The 23787-nt window shown below is 34.1% G+C and carries 32 protein-coding genes, 1 tRNA gene and 1 other annotated feature; all 33 genes read left to right on the forward strand.

What is annotated here, in order from left to right; genetic code table 11:
• The first annotated feature begins 195 nt into the window (after window positions 1-195).
• A complete protein-coding gene (locus PHF25_01915) occupies window positions 196-855 on the forward strand; it encodes a hypothetical protein (GenBank protein ID MDD4526776.1) in 660 nt (219 codons plus the stop codon).
• An 83-nt stretch (window positions 856-938) separates the two neighbouring features.
• The gene (gene rpmG, locus PHF25_01920; GenBank protein MDD4526777.1) at window positions 939-1088 is read left to right on the forward strand and encodes a 50S ribosomal protein L33; all 150 of its coding nucleotides are present in this window, start codon (window positions 939-941) and stop codon (window positions 1086-1088) included.
• Window positions 1087-1163 (forward strand) — tRNA-Trp (locus tag PHF25_01925). The genes rpmG and PHF25_01925 overlap by 2 nt, the downstream gene beginning before the upstream one ends.
• 16 nt (window positions 1164-1179) lie before the next feature.
• Window positions 1180-1365, forward strand: a complete 186-nt coding sequence (secE, locus tag PHF25_01930; protein MDD4526778.1) for a preprotein translocase subunit SecE — start codon at window positions 1180-1182, stop codon at window positions 1363-1365.
• An 8-nt stretch (window positions 1366-1373) separates the two neighbouring features.
• Window positions 1374-2012, forward strand: coding sequence for a transcription termination/antitermination protein NusG (gene nusG, locus PHF25_01935; protein ID MDD4526779.1), 639 nt, complete (start codon window positions 1374-1376; stop codon window positions 2010-2012).
• A 21-nt stretch (window positions 2013-2033) separates the two neighbouring features.
• A complete protein-coding gene (gene rplK, locus PHF25_01940; GenBank protein ID MDD4526780.1) occupies window positions 2034-2459 on the forward strand; it encodes a 50S ribosomal protein L11 in 426 nt (141 codons plus the stop codon).
• A gap of 13 nt (window positions 2460-2472) precedes the next feature.
• Entirely contained in the window at window positions 2473-3162 is a 690-nt protein-coding gene (gene rplA / locus PHF25_01945; protein MDD4526781.1) for a 50S ribosomal protein L1, read from the forward strand.
• Window positions 3153-3263: a sequence feature (ribosomal protein L10 leader region), on the forward strand. It overlaps the preceding gene by 10 nt.
• Window positions 3264-3288: 25 nt before the next feature.
• Window positions 3289-3816 carry a 50S ribosomal protein L10 gene (gene rplJ / locus PHF25_01950; GenBank protein ID MDD4526782.1) on the forward strand — a complete coding sequence of 176 codons (528 nt, stop codon included), beginning with the start codon at window positions 3289-3291 and terminating at the stop codon, window positions 3814-3816.
• A 30-nt stretch (window positions 3817-3846) separates the two neighbouring features.
• Complete coding sequence (rplL, locus tag PHF25_01955; GenBank protein MDD4526783.1) at window positions 3847-4239, forward strand: 50S ribosomal protein L7/L12; 393 nt, start codon at window positions 3847-3849, stop codon at window positions 4237-4239.
• A gap of 78 nt (window positions 4240-4317) precedes the next feature.
• Entirely contained in the window at window positions 4318-7521 is a 3204-nt protein-coding gene (locus PHF25_01960; protein ID MDD4526784.1) for a DNA-directed RNA polymerase subunit beta, read from the forward strand.
• Window positions 7522-7549: 28 nt separating this feature from the next.
• Window positions 7550-11713: a DNA-directed RNA polymerase subunit beta' gene (rpoC, locus tag PHF25_01965; protein ID MDD4526785.1), complete on the forward strand. Its 4164-nt coding sequence runs from the start codon at window positions 7550-7552 to the stop codon at window positions 11711-11713.
• A gap of 94 nt (window positions 11714-11807) precedes the next feature.
• On the forward strand, window positions 11808-12185 hold the full coding sequence (gene rpsL / locus PHF25_01970; protein ID MDD4526786.1) for a 30S ribosomal protein S12: 378 nt from the start codon (window positions 11808-11810) through the stop codon (window positions 12183-12185).
• 22 nt (window positions 12186-12207) lie between these two features.
• A complete protein-coding gene (gene rpsG / locus PHF25_01975; protein MDD4526787.1) occupies window positions 12208-12678 on the forward strand; it encodes a 30S ribosomal protein S7 in 471 nt (156 codons plus the stop codon).
• Between the two features lie 15 nt (window positions 12679-12693).
• Window positions 12694-14787, forward strand: coding sequence for an elongation factor G (gene fusA / locus PHF25_01980; protein ID MDD4526788.1), 2094 nt, complete (start codon window positions 12694-12696; stop codon window positions 14785-14787).
• A gap of 12 nt (window positions 14788-14799) precedes the next feature.
• Window positions 14800-15999 carry an elongation factor Tu gene (gene tuf / locus PHF25_01985; GenBank protein ID MDD4526789.1) on the forward strand — a complete coding sequence of 400 codons (1200 nt, stop codon included), beginning with the start codon at window positions 14800-14802 and terminating at the stop codon, window positions 15997-15999.
• 35 nt (window positions 16000-16034) lie between these two features.
• Window positions 16035-16379 carry a 30S ribosomal protein S10 gene (gene rpsJ / locus PHF25_01990; GenBank protein MDD4526790.1) on the forward strand — a complete coding sequence of 115 codons (345 nt, stop codon included), beginning with the start codon at window positions 16035-16037 and terminating at the stop codon, window positions 16377-16379.
• 33 nt (window positions 16380-16412) lie between these two features.
• Window positions 16413-17036, forward strand: a complete 624-nt coding sequence (gene rplC, locus PHF25_01995) for a 50S ribosomal protein L3 (protein ID MDD4526791.1) — start codon at window positions 16413-16415, stop codon at window positions 17034-17036.
• 19 nt (window positions 17037-17055) lie between these two features.
• Complete coding sequence (gene rplD / locus PHF25_02000) at window positions 17056-17685, forward strand: 50S ribosomal protein L4 (protein MDD4526792.1); 630 nt, start codon at window positions 17056-17058, stop codon at window positions 17683-17685.
• On the forward strand, window positions 17682-17966 hold the full coding sequence (locus PHF25_02005; GenBank protein ID MDD4526793.1) for a 50S ribosomal protein L23: 285 nt from the start codon (window positions 17682-17684) through the stop codon (window positions 17964-17966). The genes rplD and PHF25_02005 overlap by 4 nt, the downstream gene beginning before the upstream one ends.
• Before the next feature lie 16 nt (window positions 17967-17982).
• Window positions 17983-18810, forward strand: coding sequence for a 50S ribosomal protein L2 (rplB, locus tag PHF25_02010; GenBank protein ID MDD4526794.1), 828 nt, complete (start codon window positions 17983-17985; stop codon window positions 18808-18810).
• 14 nt (window positions 18811-18824) lie between these two features.
• Window positions 18825-19091, forward strand: a complete 267-nt coding sequence (gene rpsS, locus PHF25_02015; GenBank protein MDD4526795.1) for a 30S ribosomal protein S19 — start codon at window positions 18825-18827, stop codon at window positions 19089-19091.
• Between the two features lie 16 nt (window positions 19092-19107).
• Complete coding sequence (gene rplV / locus PHF25_02020; GenBank protein ID MDD4526796.1) at window positions 19108-19446, forward strand: 50S ribosomal protein L22; 339 nt, start codon at window positions 19108-19110, stop codon at window positions 19444-19446.
• The gene (rpsC, locus tag PHF25_02025; protein ID MDD4526797.1) at window positions 19446-20102 is read left to right on the forward strand and encodes a 30S ribosomal protein S3; all 657 of its coding nucleotides are present in this window, start codon (window positions 19446-19448) and stop codon (window positions 20100-20102) included. Before rplV ends, rpsC begins: the two co-directional genes overlap by 1 nt.
• Before the next feature lies 1 nt (window position 20103).
• A complete protein-coding gene (rplP, locus tag PHF25_02030) occupies window positions 20104-20523 on the forward strand; it encodes a 50S ribosomal protein L16 (protein ID MDD4526798.1) in 420 nt (139 codons plus the stop codon).
• A 1-nt stretch (window position 20524) separates the two neighbouring features.
• On the forward strand, window positions 20525-20734 hold the full coding sequence (gene rpmC, locus PHF25_02035) for a 50S ribosomal protein L29 (GenBank protein ID MDD4526799.1): 210 nt from the start codon (window positions 20525-20527) through the stop codon (window positions 20732-20734).
• Complete coding sequence (gene rpsQ / locus PHF25_02040; GenBank protein MDD4526800.1) at window positions 20734-21000, forward strand: 30S ribosomal protein S17; 267 nt, start codon at window positions 20734-20736, stop codon at window positions 20998-21000. Before rpmC ends, rpsQ begins: the two co-directional genes overlap by 1 nt.
• Window positions 21001-21002: 2 nt before the next feature.
• Window positions 21003-21371 (forward strand): 50S ribosomal protein L14, encoded by a 369-nt coding sequence (gene rplN / locus PHF25_02045; protein MDD4526801.1) that lies wholly within the window; start codon window positions 21003-21005, stop codon window positions 21369-21371.
• Between the two features lie 10 nt (window positions 21372-21381).
• Window positions 21382-21693: a 50S ribosomal protein L24 gene (gene rplX / locus PHF25_02050; GenBank protein ID MDD4526802.1), complete on the forward strand. Its 312-nt coding sequence runs from the start codon at window positions 21382-21384 to the stop codon at window positions 21691-21693.
• Between the two features lie 17 nt (window positions 21694-21710).
• Window positions 21711-22265, forward strand: a complete 555-nt coding sequence (gene rplE / locus PHF25_02055) for a 50S ribosomal protein L5 (GenBank protein MDD4526803.1) — start codon at window positions 21711-21713, stop codon at window positions 22263-22265.
• Window positions 22266-22291: 26 nt separating this feature from the next.
• Window positions 22292-22477 carry a type Z 30S ribosomal protein S14 gene (locus tag PHF25_02060; GenBank protein MDD4526804.1) on the forward strand — a complete coding sequence of 62 codons (186 nt, stop codon included), beginning with the start codon at window positions 22292-22294 and terminating at the stop codon, window positions 22475-22477.
• A gap of 16 nt (window positions 22478-22493) precedes the next feature.
• A complete protein-coding gene (gene rpsH, locus PHF25_02065; protein MDD4526805.1) occupies window positions 22494-22892 on the forward strand; it encodes a 30S ribosomal protein S8 in 399 nt (132 codons plus the stop codon).
• A 12-nt stretch (window positions 22893-22904) separates the two neighbouring features.
• Window positions 22905-23447, forward strand: a complete 543-nt coding sequence (gene rplF / locus PHF25_02070) for a 50S ribosomal protein L6 (protein ID MDD4526806.1) — start codon at window positions 22905-22907, stop codon at window positions 23445-23447.
• 16 nt (window positions 23448-23463) lie between these two features.
• A complete protein-coding gene (gene rplR, locus PHF25_02075) occupies window positions 23464-23772 on the forward strand; it encodes a 50S ribosomal protein L18 (protein ID MDD4526807.1) in 309 nt (102 codons plus the stop codon).
• Window positions 23773-23787: the final 15 nt, after the last annotated feature.

Below are 23787 nucleotides of genomic sequence, written 5' to 3' on the forward strand. Positions count from 1 at the left end.
CCCAATTCTCACCCATACAAACAACGCTCATATAAACTTATGTTAATGAAAAAACAACTTGCTTGATTTTAATAAAAGGGACATTTCTACTTTGGAGAAAGGGTGACATTTCTACTTTGCGTTGACACCGTTCATTCGCGAATCTTTTGCCACAAAACAATATTTTTGGTAAACTGTTTTTTTAGAGGGGACAAAGTGTTATCTAAAATATTTAATATTTATTTTCAAAGTTGGCAAATAGTTAAAAAAAATATTGTTTTTTTAATTGGTATTTTTGGTGGCGTTTATTTATTTTTAGAATTACTTACATATCTAAGCAATCTAGCTATTAATAGTTTATTGATTGGTTTAATTACTTCATTATTAAACCTTTTTTTCTTTTGCTTGTTTTTTCTCGGAATTACGAAAATTGTTGTTAAATTGAGTCAATCAGAAGAAATCACAATTAAGGATCTTTTTAGTCAATGGAACCTCATTTTTAATTTTTTTGTATTATATTTATTTTCAATAATTGTATTTTATCTTCTTCATAGATTTTTTATGTTTTTTGCTGTTAATACTGGACTCCCTGATTTGTTTGCATTGGCTTGGTTATTTATTGTTGTTTTTATTTTTCTTTTGTTTTTCTCGTTTATTAACTTTTTTATGGTGAAATATCAAATGGGACCAATTAATAGTTTTAAACAAAATTTTCTTGTTGTAAAAAAAGATATTTTAGCAGTTTTTGTTTTTTATTTAATTTTTTTAATATTAAATTTGTTGGGTTTAATGTTTTTTTATATAGGATTTATTCTTACACTTCCTATCACTTTTTTAGCTCAAGCAATATTTTTAGATAAACTAGAGGATTTCTAGGAAAATATTGTTTGACACTGCCTTTCAACCATGATAAATTGACCAACTGTTGATTTTATAAATATATATCAAAGGAGAATACGTTGAGAGTACTTGTTACATTAGAATGCACAGAATGCAAAAGAAGAAATTACGCCACCAATAAAAATAAGAAAAATACTACAGAGAAATTGGAGCTTAAGAAGTATTGTAAATGGGACAAAGCTCACACAATACATAAGGAGATCAAATAGGCTAGTAGCTCCAATTGGTAGAGCGGCGGTCTCCAAAACCGTAGGTTGTAGGTTCGAATCCTACCTGGCCTGCCAGGATGATAATAAAATTATGAAGATGATAGGATATTTACAAGATACTAGACAAGAACTTAGCAAAGTTACTTGGCCAACAAAAAACAAAGTATTGTCTTTGGTAGCCGTCGTTTTTGTGATAGTATTAATCGTTCTTGGATATGTCTTTATAGTGGACTCATTGATAGCGTTTATTTTTAAACTTTTAGGAAGATTAATATAATTAAGGATATGGAAATGACAGAAGAAGGAAAAGAAGTAGAAATAATAGAAGAAGTTTTAGAGACTGTTGAAGAAACAGAAGAAGAAACTGAAACAGTAGAGAAACAAGAAGAGAAAGAGCAAGGAGATTGGTATATCATCCAAACTTACTCTAATTATGAGCATAAAGTAAAAAACAGTTTAGAGAACAGAATTCAAACACTTAAGCTTACTGACAAGGTTTTTGAAATATTAATACCTGAAGAAGAAGTTGTGGAAGTAAAGAATAATAAAAAAATAGAAAAGATTAGGAAAATGTATCCTGGATATATTTTTGTCAGAATGACTTTTGATTCTGAATTATGGTATGTAATGAAGAGAGTGCCTGGTTTATCAAAATTTATGGGTGATGCTACTGCACCAGCGCCTGTAAGAGATGAAGAAATGCTTAAGGTATTAAGACAAGTAGGCGTTAAGGTTCAGAAATTCCAAGTCGATTTTGAAGTCGGCGATATGGTCAAGATTATTTCTGGTCCATTTAGAGGATATAATGGTCCAGTTAAAGAAATTAATGCAGAAAAAGGAAAAATCAAATCAACAATTCTCATCTTCGGTAGAGAAACCCCTGTTGAAATTGGGTTTGATCAGATAGAAAAAGCAGCAGAATAATATTGTACGGAGGGTTTGGCAGTGGCAAAGAAAATTAAAGGATATATCAAGTTACAAATTCAGGCAGGTAAGGCCAATCCTGCTCCACCTATTGGTCCAGCATTAGGACAACAAGGTGTTAACATTATGGAGTTCTGTAAGGCATACAATGACAGAACAAAGGATATGGCTGGACAAGTAATACCAGTAATAATTACTGTATTTGAAGATAGGAGTTTTGATTTTATATTAAAGACACCTCCAGTTTCAGATTTACTTAAAAAGTATGCAAAAATTCAAAAAGGTTCTGCTGAACCAAATAAGAATAAAGTTGGGTCTATTTCAATGGAACAAATAAAAGAAATTGCTCAGATAAAACTAAAAGATTTGAATGCAAATACAATTGATGTTGCTATGAAAGTAGTAATGGGATCAGCCCGTAGTATGGGCATTACGGTAACGGAGTAGATGGAGGAACATAATGAAAAAGTATTCAAAAATATATAACCAAAATGTAGCACTAAGAGAGAAGCCTCTCTATACCTTAGATGAAGGAATTGATTGTTTAAAAAAGATGGAATCAGCAAAATTTGATGAAACCGTTGAGTTTACTGTTAAGTTGGGCGTGGACGTTAGACAAAGTGACCAACAGGTGAGAGGAACATTGATTCTTCCACATGGTATTGGTAAGAAAATTAAAATTGTTGTAATTGCTAAAGGCGAAAAAGTAACAGAAGCTGAAAAAGCTGGTGCTGATGAAGTTGGCAGTGAAGACATGGTTGATAAAATTAAAGCAGGATGGGTTGATTTTGATATATTATTAACTACTCCAGATATGATGAAAGATGTTGGTCAACTAGGTAAGGTTTTAGGTAAAAGAGGATTAATGCCTTCGCCAAAAACTGGAACTATAACTTTCGACATCAAGAAAGCTATTGAAGAATTTAGAAAAGGTAAGGTAGAATACCGTGCTGACAAATATGGAATAGTTCATATGCCAGTTGGCAAGAAAGCTTTTGATAATCAAAAGTTAAAAGAAAATATCGTAGCAATATACGATGTTTTATTAAAGGCAAAACCAGCTTCTGCAAAAGGAGTTTATTTGAAAGGAACCTATCTAGCTGCGACAATGAGTCCTGGTATAGATATTGATTCTTCGACAATAGCCTAAATTTTTAGCCGAAGACAGTAGGGGCGTAATGCTTAAAAATAACCCTACCGAGGATGAAAAGTACTTTAAACGAAAATTAAAGTGTCTCTTTATTCCACGGTTTGGGAGAAGAGGAGGAGATAAATAGTGGTAAACCAAAAGAATAAGGATGCTTTACAAGGTATCAAAAAAACATTCTCTGAAAATCAATATGTTTATATGGTGGATTATAAAGGTCTTACCGTAAGCAAGATTTCTGCACTTCGTAATCAACTTAGAGAAAGTAATTCCGAGATGAAAGTATTAAAAAATACTTTAGTTTTGTTAGCATTACAAAAGATGTACCCAGAGGTATATTCTCAAATTAAAGATGTTCTGACAGGACAAACTGCAATAATTTTTTCTGAAAAAGATCCAGTTGCACCTGCAAAGGTACTTGTTGATTTTGCTAAGAAGAATGACAGTATGATACTTAAAGGTGGCCTCTTAGAGTCCAAGATTATTAATGGTAAGGAAATGGTTTCTTTATCAGCATTGCCATCAAAAGAAGTTCTTATCGCAAAGCTACTTATGTTGCTCAACAGTCCAGTTACAGGATTTGTTGGTGCATTACAAGGTAACCTTAGAAATATAGTTTACATATTGGATGCGATCAAGGATAAGAAAACAGCTTGAATTTAAAATAAAAAGGAGGTGAGTATAGAGATGGAAATAGTATTAAGTAAAGAAGCACAAACAGTATTAGATACTGTAGAAAAGATGTCTGTTCTAGACCTTTCACATTTAGTGAAAGCACTAGAAGAAAAGTTTGGCGTAACTGCTGCTGCTCCTGTTGCTGTAGCTGCTGCTGCAGTTGCTGGTGGAGATGTTGCTCAAGAAGCAGTAACTGATGAGGTCTCTGTCGTTTTGGCATCTGCAGGCGATAAGAAGATCGCTGTACTTAAAGTAGTTAGAGAAATTACAGGACTAGGATTGAAAGAAGCAAAAGAAGTTGTAGATACATGTCCAAAGTCAATTAAAGAAGGCGTTACAAAAGCTGAAGCTGAAGAAATCAAAGCTAAAATTGAAGCTGAAGGTGGAAAAGTAGAAATAAAGTAGCATTTTAATGTATTGGCAGAAGTTGAGGGGAAAGGAAACTTTCTCCTCAATTAATTTTATATAAGAGGTGATTTATTAGTGGCTACGAAAACAATTGCTCCAAGAGAAAATTTATATAACTCAAAAGTAGAAGATAAAATAAAAGTTCCAAATCTGATTAGTTTACAAATTGATTCGTTTGAAGATTTTGTAAAAAATGGTATTAAGGAAGAATTAGCAGCTATTTCTCCTATCAAAGGATTTGGTAATAGATTAGAACTTGAATTTCTAGATCAATATAAGCTAGATGAACCGGATTTTGATGTTGAAGAATGTAAAGAAAGAGAATTAACTTACTCTGCTCCCCTAAGGTGCAAAGTAAGGTTGCTTGATAAAGAAACAGGAGAAGTAAAAGAACAAGAAGTATATATGGGAAATATTCCTGTGATGACAAAAAAAGGGACTTTTTTAATTAATGGAGCTGAAAGAGTCATCGTAAGCCAGTTTGTTCGTTCGCCAGGTGTTTATTTTAAAGAAAAGAAAGATAAACAAGGATTTGTTACTTTTCATGCTACGGTTATTCCCAATAGAGGTGCTTGGTTAGAAGTTGAAACTGATAAGCAAGGTAATTTATATGTGCATATTAATAAAGTAAGAAAGTTGCCTTTAAATGTTTTTCTTGGTGCCTTAGGTATCGAAGAAAAAGAAATGATAAAAAGTATTAAAGAAAAAGAGCTTATTAAACAAACGATTGAAAAAAGCGGAGTTCACGGTTTAGAAGATTCTTTAAGGGAAGTTTATTATAGACTTAAGCCAGGAGATCCTTTTAATAAAGATGCTGCTCATAACTTAATGAAAGGCTTGTTTTTTAATAGCAAGACTTTTGATTTAGGCAAAGTCGGACGTTATAAAATGAACAACAGATTGAGTCTTAAAGTAGATGAAAATCAAGTTCTTTTAACTAATGAAGATATTTTTGCAGTAGTTAACGAAATTGGCAAATTAATGACAGGCGAAGGCTTAACAGATGATATCGACCACTTAGGCAACAGAAGAGTAAGATGTGCTGGTGAATTGATGCAAAAACAGTTAAGAGTTGGTCTAGCTAGACTAGAAAGACTTATTAATGAGCAAATGACCGTTAATGAGCCTGATCAAATTGTTCCACAAAAACTTATTAATATTAGACCATTAATGGCTGTTATGAGAGAGTTTTTTGGTACATCACAGTTGTCACAGTTTATGGATCAAACAAACCCACTAGCAGAGTTAACTCATAGAAGAAGATTATCTGCTTTAGGACCTGGTGGTTTGACTAAAGAAAGAGCTGGGTTTGAAGTAAGAGACATTCATCCTTCGCATTATGGAAGAATTTGTGTGGTTGAAACTCCTGAAGGTCAGAACGCTGGGCTTATTGGTCCTTTAGCATTATTTGCGAAGACAAATAAGTTTGGATTTATTGAAACACCATATTTAAAAGTAACTAATGGTAAGATTTCTAAAGATGTAGTTTATTTAACTGCTGATATCGAAGACTATTACAGAATTGCTCCTTACGATATTCAATCAAAAGACGGTTTAATTGTAGAAGACAGAGTTCCTGTTAGATATAGAAAAGAATTCGTTTACTCAAAAAAAGAGGAAGTAAATTATATTGGTATTTCACCAAGACAAATGTTTGGTATATCAACATCATTGATTCCATTTCTTGAGCATAACGATGCGAACAGAGCCTTGATGGGTTCTAACATGCAACGTCAAGCGACTCCACTTGTAAAGCCAGACAGACCATATGTAGGGACTGGTTTGGAGTTTGATATTGCTAAATATGCTGGTTCTCTTTGTTTAGCTGAGGCTGACGGAGACGTAACATATGTTGATGCCAATAAAATTGTTGTGAAAGAAAAAGGCAACAATGAAAGAGTTTACAATTTGTTGAAGTTTCAAAAAAGCAACCAGAACACTTGGGTTAATCAAAGACCACTTGTTTCTATGGGCCAAAAAATTAAAGAAGGCGATGTGCTTGCTGACGGAGCATCTACTAAGGAGGGCGAGCTGTCCTTGGGTAAAAATTTACTAATAGCTTTTATGCCTTGGGAAGGGCTAAACTTTGAAGACTCTGTTGTTATAAGTGAAAAATTAGTAATAGATGATATGTTTACTACGGTTCATATTAGTAAGTTTGAAGTTGAAGTTAGAACAACGAAACTTGGTAATGAAGAACTGACAAGAGAAGTAGCCAATGTTTCAGAAGATTTGCTGAGTCAATTAAATGAAGACGGTATCATTAGAGTCGGCGCTGAAGTTAAACCGGGAGATATTTTGGTAGGCAAGGTAACACCTAAAGGTGAGTCTGAACCGCCTGCAGAAGAAAAACTTTTAAGAGCTATTTTCGGCGAAAAAGCTAGAGACATGAAGGATACATCCTTGAGAGTTCCTCCTGGAGAATATGGAAAAATTATTAAAATAAAAGAATTTTCCAAAGAAAATAAAGATAATTTACCACCAGGAATTTTGAAGATTGTTAGAATATATATTGGTCATTTGAGAAAAGTTCAAATTGGTGACAAGGTGGCAGGAAGACATGGTAATAAAGGGGTTATCTCTAAGATATTACCTATTGAAGATATGCCAATGCTACCAGATGGAACAGCTCTTGATATGATTTTGAACCCACTTGGAGTTCCTTCTCGTATGAACGTTGGTCAAATATATGAAACATTATTAGGTAATGCTTCACATGCTTTGAATAAGCATTATGAAGTTAACCCATTTGATGAAGTTTTAGAAGAAGAGAATTCTTTACATGCGATTGCTAGTGAAATAGAAAAAGCTAAGCTGGAAAAAGGATTTGAATGGTTAGATGTAGACGGAAAAGTTAATTTGAGAGATGGAAGAACAGGACTTCCTTTTGAAAGACCTGTATTTTGTGGATATATGTATATGTTAAAGTTAATCCATCAAGTTGACGACAAGATTCACGCTAGATCAACTGGTCCATACTCATTAGTAACTCAACAGCCATTGGGTGGTAAAGCTCAGTTCGGTGGACAGAGATTTGGAGAGATGGAAGTTTGGGCATTAGAAGCTTATGGTGCAGCACATGTATTACAAGAAATGTTGACTATTAAATCTGACGATGTAACCGGAAGAGCAAAAGCTTATGAGTCGATTATTAAAGGAAAGACGATTCAGCGACTTGGCGTTCCTGAATCATTCAAAGTACTTGTTAGAGAGTTAAGAAGTATTGCGCTTGACCTTAAATTGTTGAATGAAGACAATGAAGAAATCGAAAGATTATAGACCATAAAGAAGGAGACGTGTAGTAGATATGTTAATTAGAAACTATGATGAATTTAAGAAATTAAAGATAACGCTTGCTTCTGCCGAAAGGATCAGATTATGGTCTCACGGAGAAGTAACAAAGCCAGAAACGATTAACTACAGAACATTCAGACCTGAGAGAAACGGTTTGTTCTGTGAAAGAATTTTTGGACCAGTTAAGGACTGGGAATGTTCTTGTGGTAAGTATCGAAGAGTTAGATATAGAGGTATTGTTTGTGAAAGATGCGGAGTTGAAGTAACACATTCCAAAGTCAGAAGAGAAAGAATGGGGCATATTGAATTAGCGTCACCAGTAACTCACATCTGGTATCTCAAGGGAGTTCCATCATTTATGGGAGTTCTTCTTGATATGACTGTAAAAGCATTAGAAGAAGTTGTTTATTATGATAGCTATATTATTACAGAAGTTGCTCCAGAATTAGAAGCAATACTAGAGATTAAACAACGTATATCAGAGCAACAATATTATGAGCTTCGAGAAAAGTATGGTGATAAGTTTAAGGCTGATATTGGTGCAAAGGCTATCAAAACCTTATTAAAGAAACTTGACCTTAAAAAGCTAATTGTTGAGTTAAAAGAAGACATTAAAGATTCAACTAATCAAAAAAGATTAAAACTTACTAAACGATATAGAGTAGTGGATTCATTTTTAACTTCAGGGAATAAGCCAGAGTGGATGATAATGGATGCTATTCCAATAATGCCACCAGATTTAAGGCCGATGGTGCAGTTAGAAGGTGGAAGATTTGCTACTTCTGACCTTAATGATTTATATAGAAGAGTCATTAACAGAAATAATCGTTTGAAAAGATTATTAGATATTGGCGCTCCCAATATGATTGTTAAAAATGAAATGAGAATGCTACAAGAAGCAGTGGATGTTCTTCTTAATAATGGTAGAAGAGGAAGAATTGTTACTGGCGGTAATGGTAGACCATTAAAGTCCTTAAGTGACATTATTCAAGGAAAGAATGGTCGTTTTCGTCAGAATTTACTTGGTAAACGTGTCGATTATTCTGGTCGTTCGGTAATTGTTGTTGGTCCAAAACTGAAGATTCACCAATGTGGACTTCCGAAAATGATGGCGTTAGAGCTTTTTAAACCATTTGTAATTAGAAAACTGGTGGAAAAAGGTTTTGTTCAGAATGTTAAGAGCGCCAAAAGAAAAATTGATAGAAAAGATATTGAAATTTGGGACGTTTTAGAAGAAATTATTGATGGTTATCCAGTTCTTCTTAATAGAGCACCTACATTACATAGACTTGGGATTCAAGCGTTTGAACCTGTCTTAGTTGAAGGTAAAGCACTTCAATTACATCCTTTGGTTTGTACAGCATTTAACGCTGACTTTGACGGCGACCAAATGGCAATACATATTCCTTTGACTGTTGAAGCAAAAACAGAAGCAAGATTATTAATGCTAGCGAACAATAATGTACTTGCACCAGCAAACGGACGATCTGTTATTACTCCTTCTCAGGATATGGTTTTGGGTATTTATTATTTAACCATTGCTGACAAAGAAATGATGAAAGTTAAACCAAGAATTTATAGTGATTTTGATGCAGTTATAAAAGCATTTGGCATGGGCGCTGTTACCTTGCACACTAGAATTCAAGTTAAACATAAAAATGAAGTTCTTGACACAACAGTTGGTAGGGTAGTTTTTAATGCCTCTATCAGTGAATCGTTGCTTTCTGATAATCTTCCAGAACAAGATTTTATTAATGAAGTTAATGGAAAAAAACAATTAGCTAATTTAATTTCAGAATGGCATGATAATTATGGTAATAGGGCGACAGCAAGATTGGCAGACAAGCTAAAAGACTTAGGTTTTGCTTATGCTACAAAGGCTGGGGTTTCAATTGCTCTTTCTGATCTTATTGTTTTTCCAGAGAAAAAAGAGATTATTGCTAAAGCATTTGTAGAAGTAGACAGAATGGAAAGCCTTAAAGAACGCGGAATTATTAGCAACCAAGAACGAAGGTTAAGAGAATTAGAAGTATGGAGAACAACAGTTGAAAAAGTAACTAATGCCATGAAAAATTCTTTTGATGAATTAAACAGTGTTTATATGATGGCAAGTTCAGGTGCTCGAGGAAGTATCGATCAAGTTAAACAGTTGGCTGGGATGAGAGGACTTATGTCTGATGCAACCGGAGATACTGTAGATATTCCAATTTTAACAAATTTTAGAGAAGGTTTAACTTCGACTGAATATTTTATTTCTACATATGGGGCTAGAAAAGGTCTTGTAGATATAGCGTTACGTACTGCTGACTCTGGTTATTTAACTAGACGTTTAGTTGATATTGGACAAGATATTTTAATTACAGAAGAAGATTGTCGCACAACAAATAGCGTGAGAATAACTGCTATTAAAGAAGGTTATGGCGAAGTTATTTCTTTAGAAGAAAGATTAATTGGTAGAGTGTGTCTAGATAAAATAGTTGATCCAGAGACTGGTAAGGTTGTTATTGATATTGATGAAACAATAAGTCCTAAAATATCCAAAGTAATCGGCAAACTTGGTATTAAAGAAGTACAGGTTCGTTCTGTTATTACTTGTGAAGCAAAAAGAGGGCTATGTCAAAAATGTTATGGTGAAGACTTAAGTAGCCGTCAGTTAATCAATCTTGGTGAAGCTGTTGGTATTATTGCAGCTCAGTCTATTGGTGAGCCAGGTACACAGCTAACTATGAGAACTTTCCACACAGGAGGGGTCGACCTTTCAAGAGCAGCAAAGCTAGAAGTTGCTGCAGAGCTAGATGGGAAAGTGAGCTTTTTAGATAAACTTGCAACCCAAGATATTTTAGATGAGTATGGAGACAAAATAACAGTAGTAACTGGAGCTGGTACTATTAAAGTTGCGGGTAGTAATGGGCAAGAACAAGTCATCAGTGCTTCAGAAGGATTTGAGTTACTGGTAAAGAATAAGACGACAATTAAAAAAGGCGAAATTATTTTTTCACACGATCCTACTCTTAATTATTTGAAAGTTACTGCTTCTGGTGAAGTAATCTATTCTAAATCTTTGGAAACAATTGAAAATATTGTTGAAGGAAAGACTCTTAACTATGTAGCAAAAACAAATGGTGAGATTTATGTATTAGATATCTCTAAATCAAAGGTTTATGGAATTTCTGAAAGTGATAAAGTAAAAGTAGTTGTAGGTCAATACTTAGATGCAGGAGCTACTATTTCTACTAAGAATAAAGCAGATTTTCCAGGAGTTGTTTACAAGGTTTCTGCCGGAAGCGTTGAAGTCGTCCCAGCAAAAACATATGTTATTGAAACTGGCTCAATTATATTTAGAAAAAATGGTGAAAAAATTGCGAACGGTGAATTGTTAAGGAAAGAAAAGAGAATTAACTTTGGGACAAAGGCAAAAGATATTGTTGCTGGTCTTCCAAAAGTTGAAGCTTTATTCGAGTCTAGAACTTCTAAGAACAAAGCAATTATTTCTTCAATCGCTGGATTAGTTGAGATAAACACAAAAGATGCTCAAAAGGTTGTGTCTGTAATCAACGAGAATGAACAAGTTGATTATAAAATACCTTTAGATAGTCGAATAATTGTTCAAGCTGGAGATAAAATCATCAAGGGTTCTTTAATAACAGAAGGTGTTGTATCCCCGCATGATATTTTAGAAGTTTTAGGTGTTCAGTCTGTGCAAGAATATTTATTAGAAGAAGTACAAAAGGTTTATCGTGGACAAGGAGTTACCATTAACGATAAGCACATAGAAGTAATTCTTAGACAAATGACTAAGAAGGTTAAAATTGTCTCTATGGGAGACTCTACTATGCTTCCTGGTGAGCTTGTAGATATTAATCAGTTTAGGGCTGAGAATACCGAACTGATAGAAAAAGGAAAAGAGATTGCTTTAGGCGAAAGAGTTTTGTTAGGTATCACTAAAGCCTCGCTTAATACAGAATCGTTTATTTCTGCTGCTTCTTTCCAAGAAACAGCGAAAGTTTTGACAGAGGCTGCTATAAAGGGCAAGGTTGACGAAATGTATGGTCTTAAAGAGAACGTCATTATTGGTAAGTTAATACCTGCAGGAACGGGTTTTTATGCGTCCATCCCTGTAAGCCTTCAGTCCACTCTCGAGCCTAAAAAGGATGAAGTTTTAGAACTGGAAATATAGATAAAGTTTAATGGGTTTTTTTAGTTGACAAAGCCTGTTAGCTTAAGTTAGAATACCAGGCGTTGTCAAAAAATAGTAAGAAAAAGGAGCAGTAATGCCGACCGTAAATCAGTTAATTAAAAAAGGTAGAAAGAATAAAAAAGCTAAGAATAATGTTCCAGCTTTACAGGAATGTCCTCAACGAAGAGGAGTTTGTACTAGGGTATACACGGCTACGCCAAAGAAACCTAATTCTGCCTTAAGAAAAGTCGCAAGATTAAGATTAACTAATGGGCATGAAGTTACTGCCTATATTCCAGGAGAAGGGCATAATCTTCAAGAACACTCTGTCGTCTTAGTACGTGGAGGTAGAGTTAAAGATCTTCCTGGTGTTAGATATCATATTGTTAGAGGAAACTTAGATGCTACTGGTGTTGCTAATAGAAAAAGAGGCAGATCAAAGTATGGCACAAAAAGAGCTAAAAAAAGCTAGAAGTAAATAGGAGAAATAGAAGATGTCCAGAAGAAGAGGAAGCGTAGAAAGAAGAGTAGAGCCAGACGTTCGTTATAATAGTGTTTTGGTAACAAAATTCATAAATAGATTAATGTTAGATGGTAAGAAAGAAACTGTTCGTGGTATTTTTTATAAAGCTTTAGATAAAATAGCAGAAGTTAAAAAGGAAGACCCTTTTAAAATATTTAATGAAGCAGTTAAAAATTCTACCCCTTTAATGGAAGTTAAAAGCAGAAGAGTGGGCGGAGCAACATATCAAGTTCCTATGGAAGTTAGAAAAAAGAGAGCAACTTCCTTAGCTTTTCGTTGGTTAGCAAAATATGCTAATGAAAGAAGTGGTAAATCAATGGTTGAGAAATTATCCAGAGAACTGATGGATGCGGCAGAAGGCAATGGCGCAGCAGTTAAGAAAAAAGATGATGTTCATAGAATGGCTGAAGCTAATAAAGCTTTTGCTCATTTTAGGTATTAATTTAAGGAGAATTAAGTGGCAAAGAAAGTAACTTTAGACAAATTAAGAAATATTGGTATCGCTGCTCATATTGATGCAGGTAAAACTACAGTTACTGAGCGGATACTTTATTATACTGGTAAGAATTATAAATTAGGTGAAGTACATGATGGGGCAGCTACTATGGACTGGATGGTTCAAGAGCAAGAAAGAGGCATCACTATTACTTCTGCTGCTACTACATGTTTTTGGAAAGATAATAGAATTAACATTATTGATACTCCAGGCCACGTTGACTTTACTGTTGAGGTAGAGAGATCGTTGAGAGTACTGGATGGTGTGGTTTCTGTTTTTTGTGCAGTAGGTGGGGTTCAGCCACAATCAGAAACAGTCTGGAGACAAGCCACAAAGTATCATGTTCCAAGAATTGCTTTTGTTAATAAAATGGATAGAGTTGGAGCAGATTATTTTAAAGTTATTGGTGAAATCGAAAAGAAACTTGATGGTGGACATCCAGTTGTTATGCAAATTCCTATAGGTAAAGAAGATGGATTTAAGGGAATTATTGATGTAGCAACAAAGAAAGCATATCTTTGGGACACTGATGATCAGGGTCAAAAGTATGACGTGATTGATGTTCCAGTAGAACTGAAAGACACTGTTGATAAATATTATGAAAAATTAGTTGAAAAAGCAGCTGAATTTGATGATGTATTAATGGAAAAGTATTTTGAAGAAGGTGATCTTTCTTTGGATGAGATTAAAAAAGGCATCAGAAAAGGTGTTTTGGATTGCATGATTATTCCAGCTTTTTGTGGAACAGCTTTTAAAAATAAAGGTGTTCAGCTTTTACTCGATGCAGTGCTTGACTATTTGCCGTCCCCTTTAGATGTTCCTGCGGTTAAAGCAATGGATGTCAATACTGGAGAAGAAATTGAAAGAAAAGCTTCTGACTCAGAGCCTTTTTCTGCATTAGCATTTAAAATTGCAACAGACCCATTCGTTGGAAAAATAACTTATATTAGAGTATATTCTGGTAAATTAAAATCAGGCTCATATGCAATGAACACAACGAAAGATAAAAAAGAAAGAGTTGGTCGTTTATTACTTATGCATGCAAACACAAGAGAAGAAATGGATGAAATATCAACAGGTGATATTGCAGCCGCGGTTGGTTTAAAGTTTACGGTAACAGGGGATACGTTGTGTGAAGAGGGTAAGAGTAATATCATTCTTGAATCTATGACATTTCCTGAACCAGTTATTGATGTTGCTATTGAACCTAAAACAAAAGCAGATCAAGAAAAATTATCTACTGCTTTAGCTAAGTTAGCTGAAGAAGATCCAACATTCAGAGTTCATGTTGACCATGAAACTGGGCAAACGATTATTTCTGGTATGGGCGAGCTTCATTTGGAGGTTATTGTTGATAGACTCTTAAGAGAATTCAAAGTTGACGCTAATGTTGGTAAACCACAAGTAGCATATAGAGAAACCATTAAAGGTGAAGCAGATCAAGAATCTAAGTTTATTAGACAGTCTGGTGGCAGAGGTCAATATGGTCATGTTTATATCAAGTTTGCACCTTCTGAAAAAGGTAAGGGGTTTGAATTTGTTGATCAAATCAAAGGTGGAACTATACCAAGAGAGTATATTCCTGCCGTAGAAAAAGGATTAAAAGAAGCCTTAAATAATGGTGTGCTTGCAGGATATCCGATTGTAGATATTAAAGCTACATTGTATGATGGATCATTCCATGAGGTAGATTCATCTGAAATGGCGTTTAAGATTGCAGCTTCTATGTGCTTAAAGGAAGGGATGGCAGCAGCTAACCCAATTATTCTTGAGCCTATCATGGATGTTGAGGTTGTTTGTCCAGAAGACAATATGGGTGATGTAATTGGAGATCTTAACTCAAGAAGAGGTAGGATTGAAGGTATGGAACCTCAAGTTGGAGGAAATTCAAAAGTTAAGGCTAAAGTGCCTTTAGCTGAAATGTTTGGTTACGCTACTACATTGAGAAGTAAAACTCAAGGTAGAGGTGACTACACTATGCAGTTTTCTGCGTACGAAGAAGTACCGAAGAACACTGCAGAAGGTATTATTGCAAAATCAAAAGGTAAACAATAAAAGGAGGAAGTCATGGCAAGAGAAAAATTTCAAAGAGTAAAACCACACGTTAATATTGGTACAATAGGTCACGTTGACCACGGTAAGACAACATTAACAGCAGCAATTACTACCATATTATCTAAACAAGGGAACTCAAAAGCAATGGCATACGATGCTATTGATAGCTCACCAGAGGAAAAAGAAAGAGGTATTACTATTAATACTTCTCATGTGGAATATGAAACAGCAACAAGACATTATGCTCACGTAGACTGTCCAGGTCACGCGGACTATGTTAAAAATATGATTACTGGTGCTGCACAAATGGACGGAGCGATATTAGTAGTATCTGCTGCTGACGGTCCGATGCCACAAACAAGAGAACATATCTTACTTGCTAACCAAGTAAACGTTCCCTATATTGTAGTTTTTCTAAATAAGACAGATATGGTTGATGATCCTGAGCTTATTGAATTAGTAGAAATGGAAGTTAGAGAACTACTTACTAAGTATAATTTTGATGGAGATAACACTCCAATACTACAAGGTTCAGCTTTAAAAGCATTAGAGAATGCTGATGATGCTAACAATGAATATGTAAAAGCTATACTTGCATTAATGGATAAAGTAGATAGTTATATTCCTACTCCAGTAAGAGAAACTGACAAGCCATACTTAATGCCAATTGAAGATGTATTTACTATTACAGGTAGAGGTACAGTTGGAACAGGTAGAATTGAAAGAGGAATTGTTAAGACTGGTGAAGAAATTCAAATAGTTGGAATGATGGAAAAACCAAAGAGCGTTATTGTAACTGGTGTTGAAATGTTTAGAAAAACATTAGATGAAGGTAGAGCAGGAGATAACGTTGGTATCTTGTTAAGAGGTATTGAAAAGAAAGATTTAGTAAGAGGACAAGTATTAGCGGCAAAAGGATCCATCACACCTCATACTAAGTTTAATGCTGAAGTATATGTTCTTAAAAAAGAAGAAGGTGGAAGACATACTCCTTTCTTTAAAGGATATAGACCACAGTTTTACATGAGAACAACAGATGTTACCGGTTCAATTGACTTGCCAGAAGGTGTAGAGATGATTATGCCTGGTGATAACGTTAATATGGTAGTAGAATTGATAACTCCAATCGCGATTGAAAAAGGTTTAAGATTTGCAATTCGTGAAGGTGGAAGAACAGTAGGCGCAGGAGTAGTAACCGAAATAATTAAGTAATATACTTGATGAAGAAAACAGAGGTAACAAAAAAAATGACGAAGAACAATGTAGTAGCACAACCATCAAAAGCAGCGCAAAAAGTAAGAATTAAACTTAAGGCTTTTGATTACCGAGTACTAGATCAATCTAGTGAGAAGATAGTTAATACGGCACAACGGTCTGGGGCGAAAGTCATCGGACCAGTCCCGTTGCCAACCGAAAAGAATGTATTTTGTATTTTAAAATCTCCTCACGTAAATAAAAGAGGTGGAGAGCATTTAGAAATCAGAACGCATAAAAGATTAATTGATATTGTGAATCCACCTGCATCAACGATTGACGCCTTAATGCAGCTAGATCTTCCAGCGGGAATTGATGTAGAAATTAAGCTAAATTAGCATATAAAATTCAGGAAATAGGTAGAACTTAAGATGAAAAAAATAAACAAAGGATTAGTGACCAAAAAAATAGGGATGACTAAGCTCTTCAATGAAGCAGGTGAAGCTCTATCAGTTACAGTTTTACAGGTAGTTGAAAATAAGATTATCCAAAAGAAAACTATGGATAATGATGGATATGAATCTGTTAGAGTTGGTTATTCTCCAGAAAAAGAATCAAAAGTAAGTAAACCAAACCAAGGACAGTTTAAGGCTGTTGAAGGTTTATTTCGCAAAATTAAAGAATTTAAGTTTGCTGATATGAGTAAGTTTGAAGTCGGGGCTTCTTTGCCTGCGTCTATGTTTGATATTAATGAAGAAGTCAATGCAACAGGTACTACAAAAGGTAGAGGTTTTACTGGTACTGTAAAACGTTATAATTTTACGATTAGTCCTATGGCTCATGGTTCTAAAAATCATAGAAGATGCGGATCAATTGGAGCAGGTACTTCTCCAGGAAAAGTTTGGAAAGGTCAAAAGATGCCTGGTCATTATGGTAATACTACTGTAACGATTAAGAATCTGAAGATTGTTAAGATAGATCAAGAAAGATCTCTTGTTTTAGTAAAAGGAGCTGTTCCAGGAGCTAATGGTTCTGAAATAGTTTTATATAACTAGATAGGTGGTAGGAGAAATAATGGTAAAAGTAAATAGTTATGATTTAGTAAAAAAACAAGAGAGTAGTTTTGAAGTAGCCTCTAAGCTTGTAGACAGTCCTGTTAGTAAAGAAAAATTGGGTTTTGTTGTAAAAGACTTTTTACATCAAAAGAGATCAAAAAATTCTTATGCTAAGACAAGAGCAGAAGTTAGTGGAGGCGGAGCTAAGCCTTGGAAGCAAAAGGGCACAGGTAGAGCAAGAGCAGGAACTAGTAATTCGCATTTATGGGTTGGTGGCGGTGTTGCTATGGGACCACAAAACCTTAAGAGACTATTAAAGGTCAATAAAAAAGTAAAAAGACAAGCTTTTTTGGGATCATTAACTGCACAAAAAGAAATAATGTTAGTTGTTGAAAATTCAGATAAATTTAGCTCTTTAGTTACTAAAGTTAATGATTTTGTTCAAATAGTTAAAGCCAAAAACATAAATGATAAAAGAATCCTTTATGTTTCTAAGGAAAAAGATTCAAGAGAAGCAGTTATTGGAAACTACAATAATCTTCAAGTATCGAGCGTTTACGGATTAAATGTTTATGATATACTTAAGGCCACTGCAATTTTGATTGAAGATTCTGCAATGAAACAGTTAGAGGAGATATATACGAAATGATAAAAAATGTTATTTTGGGACCAGTCATTACTGAAAAAAGTTCTGCAATGGGAGCTGAAAATAAATATGTTTTCAAGGTTCTTCCTGATGCAAATAAAATAGAGATAAAATCTGTTATTGAAAAAACATTTAAAGTTGAAGTGTTAAACGTAAGAACTATTAATGTTCTTGGTAAAAACAAAAGAGTAGGAAAATTTACTGGCAGAACAAGCGATTGGAAGAAAGCTATTGTGACTATTAAAGAAGGTCAGAAGATCGCTGAATTCGAGAAGTTAAGTTAGGAGAAGAGGTAATAAAGTGGCAACTAAGAAAATAAAACCAATGTCAAACGGAACCAGAAATATGATAATTTCTGATTTCTCAACGATAACTACAACAAGCCCTGAAAAGTCTTTATTAGTTAAGATTAATCCTAAAGCTGGGAGAAATAATCAAGGCAGAATTACAGTTGAAAATAGAAGAAGTGGAAGTAAAAAGTTTTATAGATTAATCGACTTCAAAAGAAGTAAAGATGGTATTAAGGCAAAGGTTGCTTCTATTGAATATGATCCAAACAGAACAGCTAGAATTGCCTTATTGAATTATATCGATGGAGAAAAAACATATATCTTAGCTCCTGTTGGGTTAAATGTAGGAGATATCTTAGAGTCAGGACTAACAGCTGAAATTAGAGTTGGTAATTCCTTGCCCTTGAGTGCAATCCCTGTAGGTACAATTATTCATAATATTGAAATGCAACCAGGTAGAGGTGCTCAGCTAGTAAGAAGTGCAGGAACAAGTGCGCAGTTAATGGCGAAAGAAAATGATTATGCTGTTATTAAGCTATCTTCTGGAGAGCTAAGACTTATAAGACTTACTTGTAGAGCTACAATTGGAACAGTCTCCAATACTGACCATAGAAATACTAAAATTGGTAAAGCTGGGAAAAACTTTCATAGAGGTAAGAGACCCAATGTAAGAGGATCAGCAAAAAACCCTTGTGACCATCCACATGGTGGTGGAGAAGGTAAGTGTCCAATAGGAAGACCAGCACCTTTGTCAGCAACAGGGGTAATAGCTTTAGGTTATAAAACAAGAAATAAGAAAAAACCTAGCGAAAAATATATAATTAGCAGGAAAAAATAAGGAGAAGCAGTAATATGGCAAGATCATTAAAAAAAGGACCATTTATAGACGATCACTTAATGAAAAAAGTGCTAGTTGCCAAAGAAACTAATGATAAAAAAATTATTAAGACATGGTCAAGAAGGTCAGTCATAACTCCTGAAATGCTTGGCTTAACAATTGCAATTCATAATGGGAAAAAACATATTCCAATTTTTATTTCTGATAACATGATTGGTCACAAATTAGGTGAATTTGTACATACAAGATTGTACAGAGGACATACAACAAAGAAAAAATAAGGACAGAGGTAGCATAATGGAAATTAAGACAACAATTAAATATGTAAGGATATCGCCGACTAAGGTGAATAGAGCTATCAAAGAAATAGTAGGAATGAATGTTGATAAAGCTTTATCTGTTCTTAAGTTTATGTCAAATAAACCAGCAAGAATTCTTTATGATGTGGTTAAATCAGCTAAAGCAAATGCTGTAAATAATTATAAAATGGATGAATCAAAGTTAGTAGTTTCTGAAGGTTATACTGGTCAGGCATTAATAATGAAAAGAGTTAGAGCTGCTAGTAAAGGTAGAGCTTCCAGGATACAGAAAAAATATAGCCATGTATCAATTGGATTGAAGGAAGGAAACGTATAATGGGTAATAAGATAAATCCAGTACTATTTAGAATAGGTATAAACAAAGAGAGTGATAGTGTTTGGTATTCTTACAAAAATTATGCTAATTTTGTAAAAAATGACAAAGACATTAGGGATTATATAAAAACAAAATATTTAAGAGCTGGAATTGCCAAAATATTAATTAAAAGAAAAAATGAAGGAATTGATGTAACAATTAGAGCTGCTAGACCAGGAGTGATAATTGGTAAAGGCGGAGTTGGTATTGAAGAGTTTAACGTGGTTTTAAGAAAAATGGTTTCTGTACCAAACGTTAAGGTTAATATAGTTGAAGAAAAAAACATTGATGCTTCTTCACCTATTTTAGGAGAAGCCATTGCTAGACAACTTGAAAAAAGAGTTGCTTTTAGAAGAGCAATGAAGCAAGTGGTTGGAAGAGCAATGAGATCTGGAATTGAAGGAATCAAGGTTCAATGTGCTGGTCGTTTAGGCGGAGCAGAAATTGCTAGAACTGAATGGTATAGAGAAGGAAGAGTCCCTTTACAGACATTAAGAGCAGATATTGATTATGCATTTACTGAAGCCCTAACAGTCTATGGAAAAATTGGGATTAAAGTTTGGATATATAAGGGAGATATAATTCCTCAGAAAGCTGAGAAGGAGGAAGTGGCCTAAAATGTTAATGCCTAAGAAACAGAAATATCGTAAACAACAAAGAGGCAGACGCAAAGGTACTGCCAACAGTGGAAATAAAATAGATTTTGGTTCATATGGATTACAAGCGTTAGACAATGTTTGGATAACTTCCAGACAAATTGAAGCAGCTCGTATTGCAATGACAAGATATGTAAAAAGAGGCGGAAGAATTTGGATAAGAATTTTCCCAGATAAGCCAGTTACAAAGATTCCAGCTGAAACTAGAATGGGTAAAGGTAAGGGATCTCCAGAGTTTTGGGTAGCAGTAATTAAAAGAGGTAAAGTTTTGTTTGAGATCGCTGACGTTACAGAAGATATTGCAAAAGAAGCAATGAGGCTTGCAGCACATAAGTTGCCTTTAAAAACTAAATTTGTGCATAGATTGGATTTAGAAGGGTAAGATGATGATGAAGTACACCGAAATAACAAAGCTTAAAAAAGAAGAAATTCTTAAAAAGTTAGATGAAAAAAGCACTGAGTTAATTAGACTAAGATTTGATAAAGCTTCTAATCAACTTAAAGATTTAAAATCAATTAGTAAGACAAAAAAAGACATAGCCAGATTAAATACATTCTTAACGGCTATAAAAAGCGTTGAGGGAGATAAATAATGGAAGAAAGAAATAAAAGAAAAGAAAGAACTGGTGTTGTAGTAAGTGACAAAATGGATAAGACTATTGTTGTTAAACTAACAAGAAGAACTCATCATCCTAAGTATGAGAAAGTTATAACCAAGATCATGAAAGTTAAGGCACATGATGAGAAAAACGAAGCAAAGAGTGGCGATGTTGTAAGAATTAGAGAAGTCAGACCTTTGAGTAAAGACAAAAGATGGATTTTAATTAGCAAAGAAGAAGCTAAAGGAAAGGGTGTATAACTGTGATTCAGCAGGAAAGTAGATTAGTCGTAGCCGATAACTCAGGTGCTAAAGAAATTTTATGCATCAAAGTATTAGGTGGAAGTAAGAGAAGATTTGCCAGCGTTGGTGACATAATTGTTGCTGCTGTTAAGAAGGCACAGCCTGATGGTAATGTTAAAAAAAGTGAAGTTGTTAAAGCTGTCATTGTTAGAACTGTCTCTCCTATTAATAGAAAAGATGGGACTACTGTCCGTTTTGATGACAATGCTGCAGTAATAATTAACAATCAGAACTTACCAAAAGGCACAAGGATATTTGGGCCTATTGCTAGAGAGTTAAGAGATAAGTCTTTTTCAAAGATTATTTCATTAGCTCCAGAGGTTGTATAAGGAGACGATAATGAACAAGTTGAAAAAAAACGATGAAGTTGTTGTAATTGCGGGGAAAAACAAGGGGCTTAAGTCCAAAGTTTTACAAGTACTTCCTGCTAAGTCTAAGGTTTTAGTAGAAAAAGCTAATATTGTAAAAAAACACCAAAAACCTAGTTACTCAGGTCCAGGTGGTATTGTTGAAATGGAGAAGCCAATTGATATCTCCAATGTAATGGTAGTCTGCAAATATTGCAAAAAGCCTACTCGTTTATCTATTGAAGAAGTAAAAGGTAAGTTAGTTCGTAAATGCAAAAAATGCAATGAAATAATAGATAAATAAGAGGAGATCAAATAGTCGTGGTTAAACAACAGTCATTAGATTTAAAAGAAAAATATAAATTAGAAATAAAAAAGGCATTACAAGAGAAATTTACTTATGTAAATGCTAATCAAGTGCCTAAAATTGAGAAAATTGTTATTAATAGGGGTTTAGGTGAGGCAATTAGTAATTCGAAAGTTGTCCAAGCTTCAGTTGATGAGTTTATGACATTATTTGGTCAAAAACCTATCGTGACAAAAGCAAAAAAATCTATAGCTGGGTTTAAGTTAAGAGAAGGTTTGGCAATTGGTTGTAAAGTCACTCTTAGAGGGGACAGAATGTATGAGTTCATGAACAAATTGTTTAATTTGGTTCTTCCTAAAATTAGAGATTTCCGTGGTGTTTCAGTAAAAGCTTTTGATAAACAAGCTAATTACACATTGGGGATTAGAGAACAAATTATATTCCCTGAGATTGATTATGACAAAGTTGATAAAGTTAGAGGATTTAATATTACATTTGTTACATCAACCGAGAATGTAGAAGAGTCTTTGGAATTGCTGAGTCTATTAGGCATGCCTTTTAGAAAGTAACAAATAATTTAGAGGAGATATATTAGATGGCGAAAATATCAATGGTAGTCAGAAATGAAAAGAAAAAAAAGAGTCCTATTCAATATAGAAGAAGATGTAGTATATGTGGCAGGTCGAGAGGTCATTTAAGAAAATTTGGTGTTTGTCGTTTGTGTTTTAGAAAGTTAGCTAGTGCTGGAGAACTTCCAGGCGTAACTAAATCTAGTTGGTAGAAATCAGGAGGTATAAATGAGCGTTTCAGATCCTATAGCAGATATGATTTGTATAATAAAGAATGGAATTAATGCAAGAAAAACTGACATTCAGTTCCCTTTTTCTAAAATTAAATTTGATATTGTAAATATTATGCAAAAAGAAGGTTTTGTATCAAGAGTTGAAAAAATTGATAATGACAATAAGCCTGTAATTAGAGTTTCTTTAAAATATAATGAAGTAGGCAAGTCAGTTATTAATGATATGGTTAAAAAAAGTACACCAGGTAAGAGACAATATCTTGCAAAAGCAGATGTTCCAAAAGTAAAAAGTGGATTTGGAATATCAATCCTTTCAACTAATAAAGGTGTTGTTAGTGGCAAAGATGCACGTTTGAAAAATGTTGGTGGCGAAATATTATGTTATGTTTGGTAGGGAGATAAATATATGTCAAAGATAGGTGCAAAACCAGTAGAATTTAAAGAAAATGTCCAAGTTGATATTTCTGAAAGTAATGTAAAAGTTAAAGGTCCTAAAGGTGAATTATCTTTAGATATACCTACAACGAAAATTAAAATTGAAGTAAAAGACAACAAAGTTATTTTAACAAGAAATGTTGAAGACAATGAAGCTAAGGCTCAACACGGTCTTTACAATACTCTGATTAAAAATATGGTTAAAGGTGTTTCAGACGGATTTGAAAGAACCTTAGATTTAGTAGGTGTTGGATACAGAGTACAAAAAAAGGGAGAGGGACTATCTTTAGCTTTAGGTTATTCCCATCCTATTGAAGTTGAGCCAATTAAAGGTATTAGTTTTGAATTAGTTGGAGATACAAAAATTATCGTAAGGGGTATAGACAAGCAATTGGTTGGACAAGTTTCTGCGAATATTAGAAAATTCAGATTGCCTGAACCTTATAAAGGTAAAGGCGTAAAATATTCTGATGAACGTATAATACGAAAAGCAGGAAAGTCAGCTAAGAAATAAAGGAGAATAAGTTAAGATGAGAAGAACAACAAAACAAGTAATTGGTACAGCTGACAGACCAAGGATGATAGTAAGCAGAAGCTTAAATAATGTCTATGTTCAAATAATTGATGATGAGCACAATAACACCTTAGTTGGAATATCCAGTTTAGTTTTAAAACAAAGAGCCAATAAAGATATATCTTTTAAAGTTGGTGAAATGGTTGGAGAAAAAGCTGTTAGTCTTGGTATTAAAAGTGTTGTTTTTGATAGAGCAGGCAGAATATATCATGGCAGGATCAAAGCAGTTGCTGATGGTGCCAGAAGTAAAGGGCTACAGTTTTAGTTAAATCATAGGAGG

This window comes from Candidatus Margulisiibacteriota bacterium (assembly GCA_028706105.1).
GTDB lineage: Bacteria > Margulisbacteria > Riflemargulisbacteria > GWF2-35-9 > DYQY01 > DYQY01.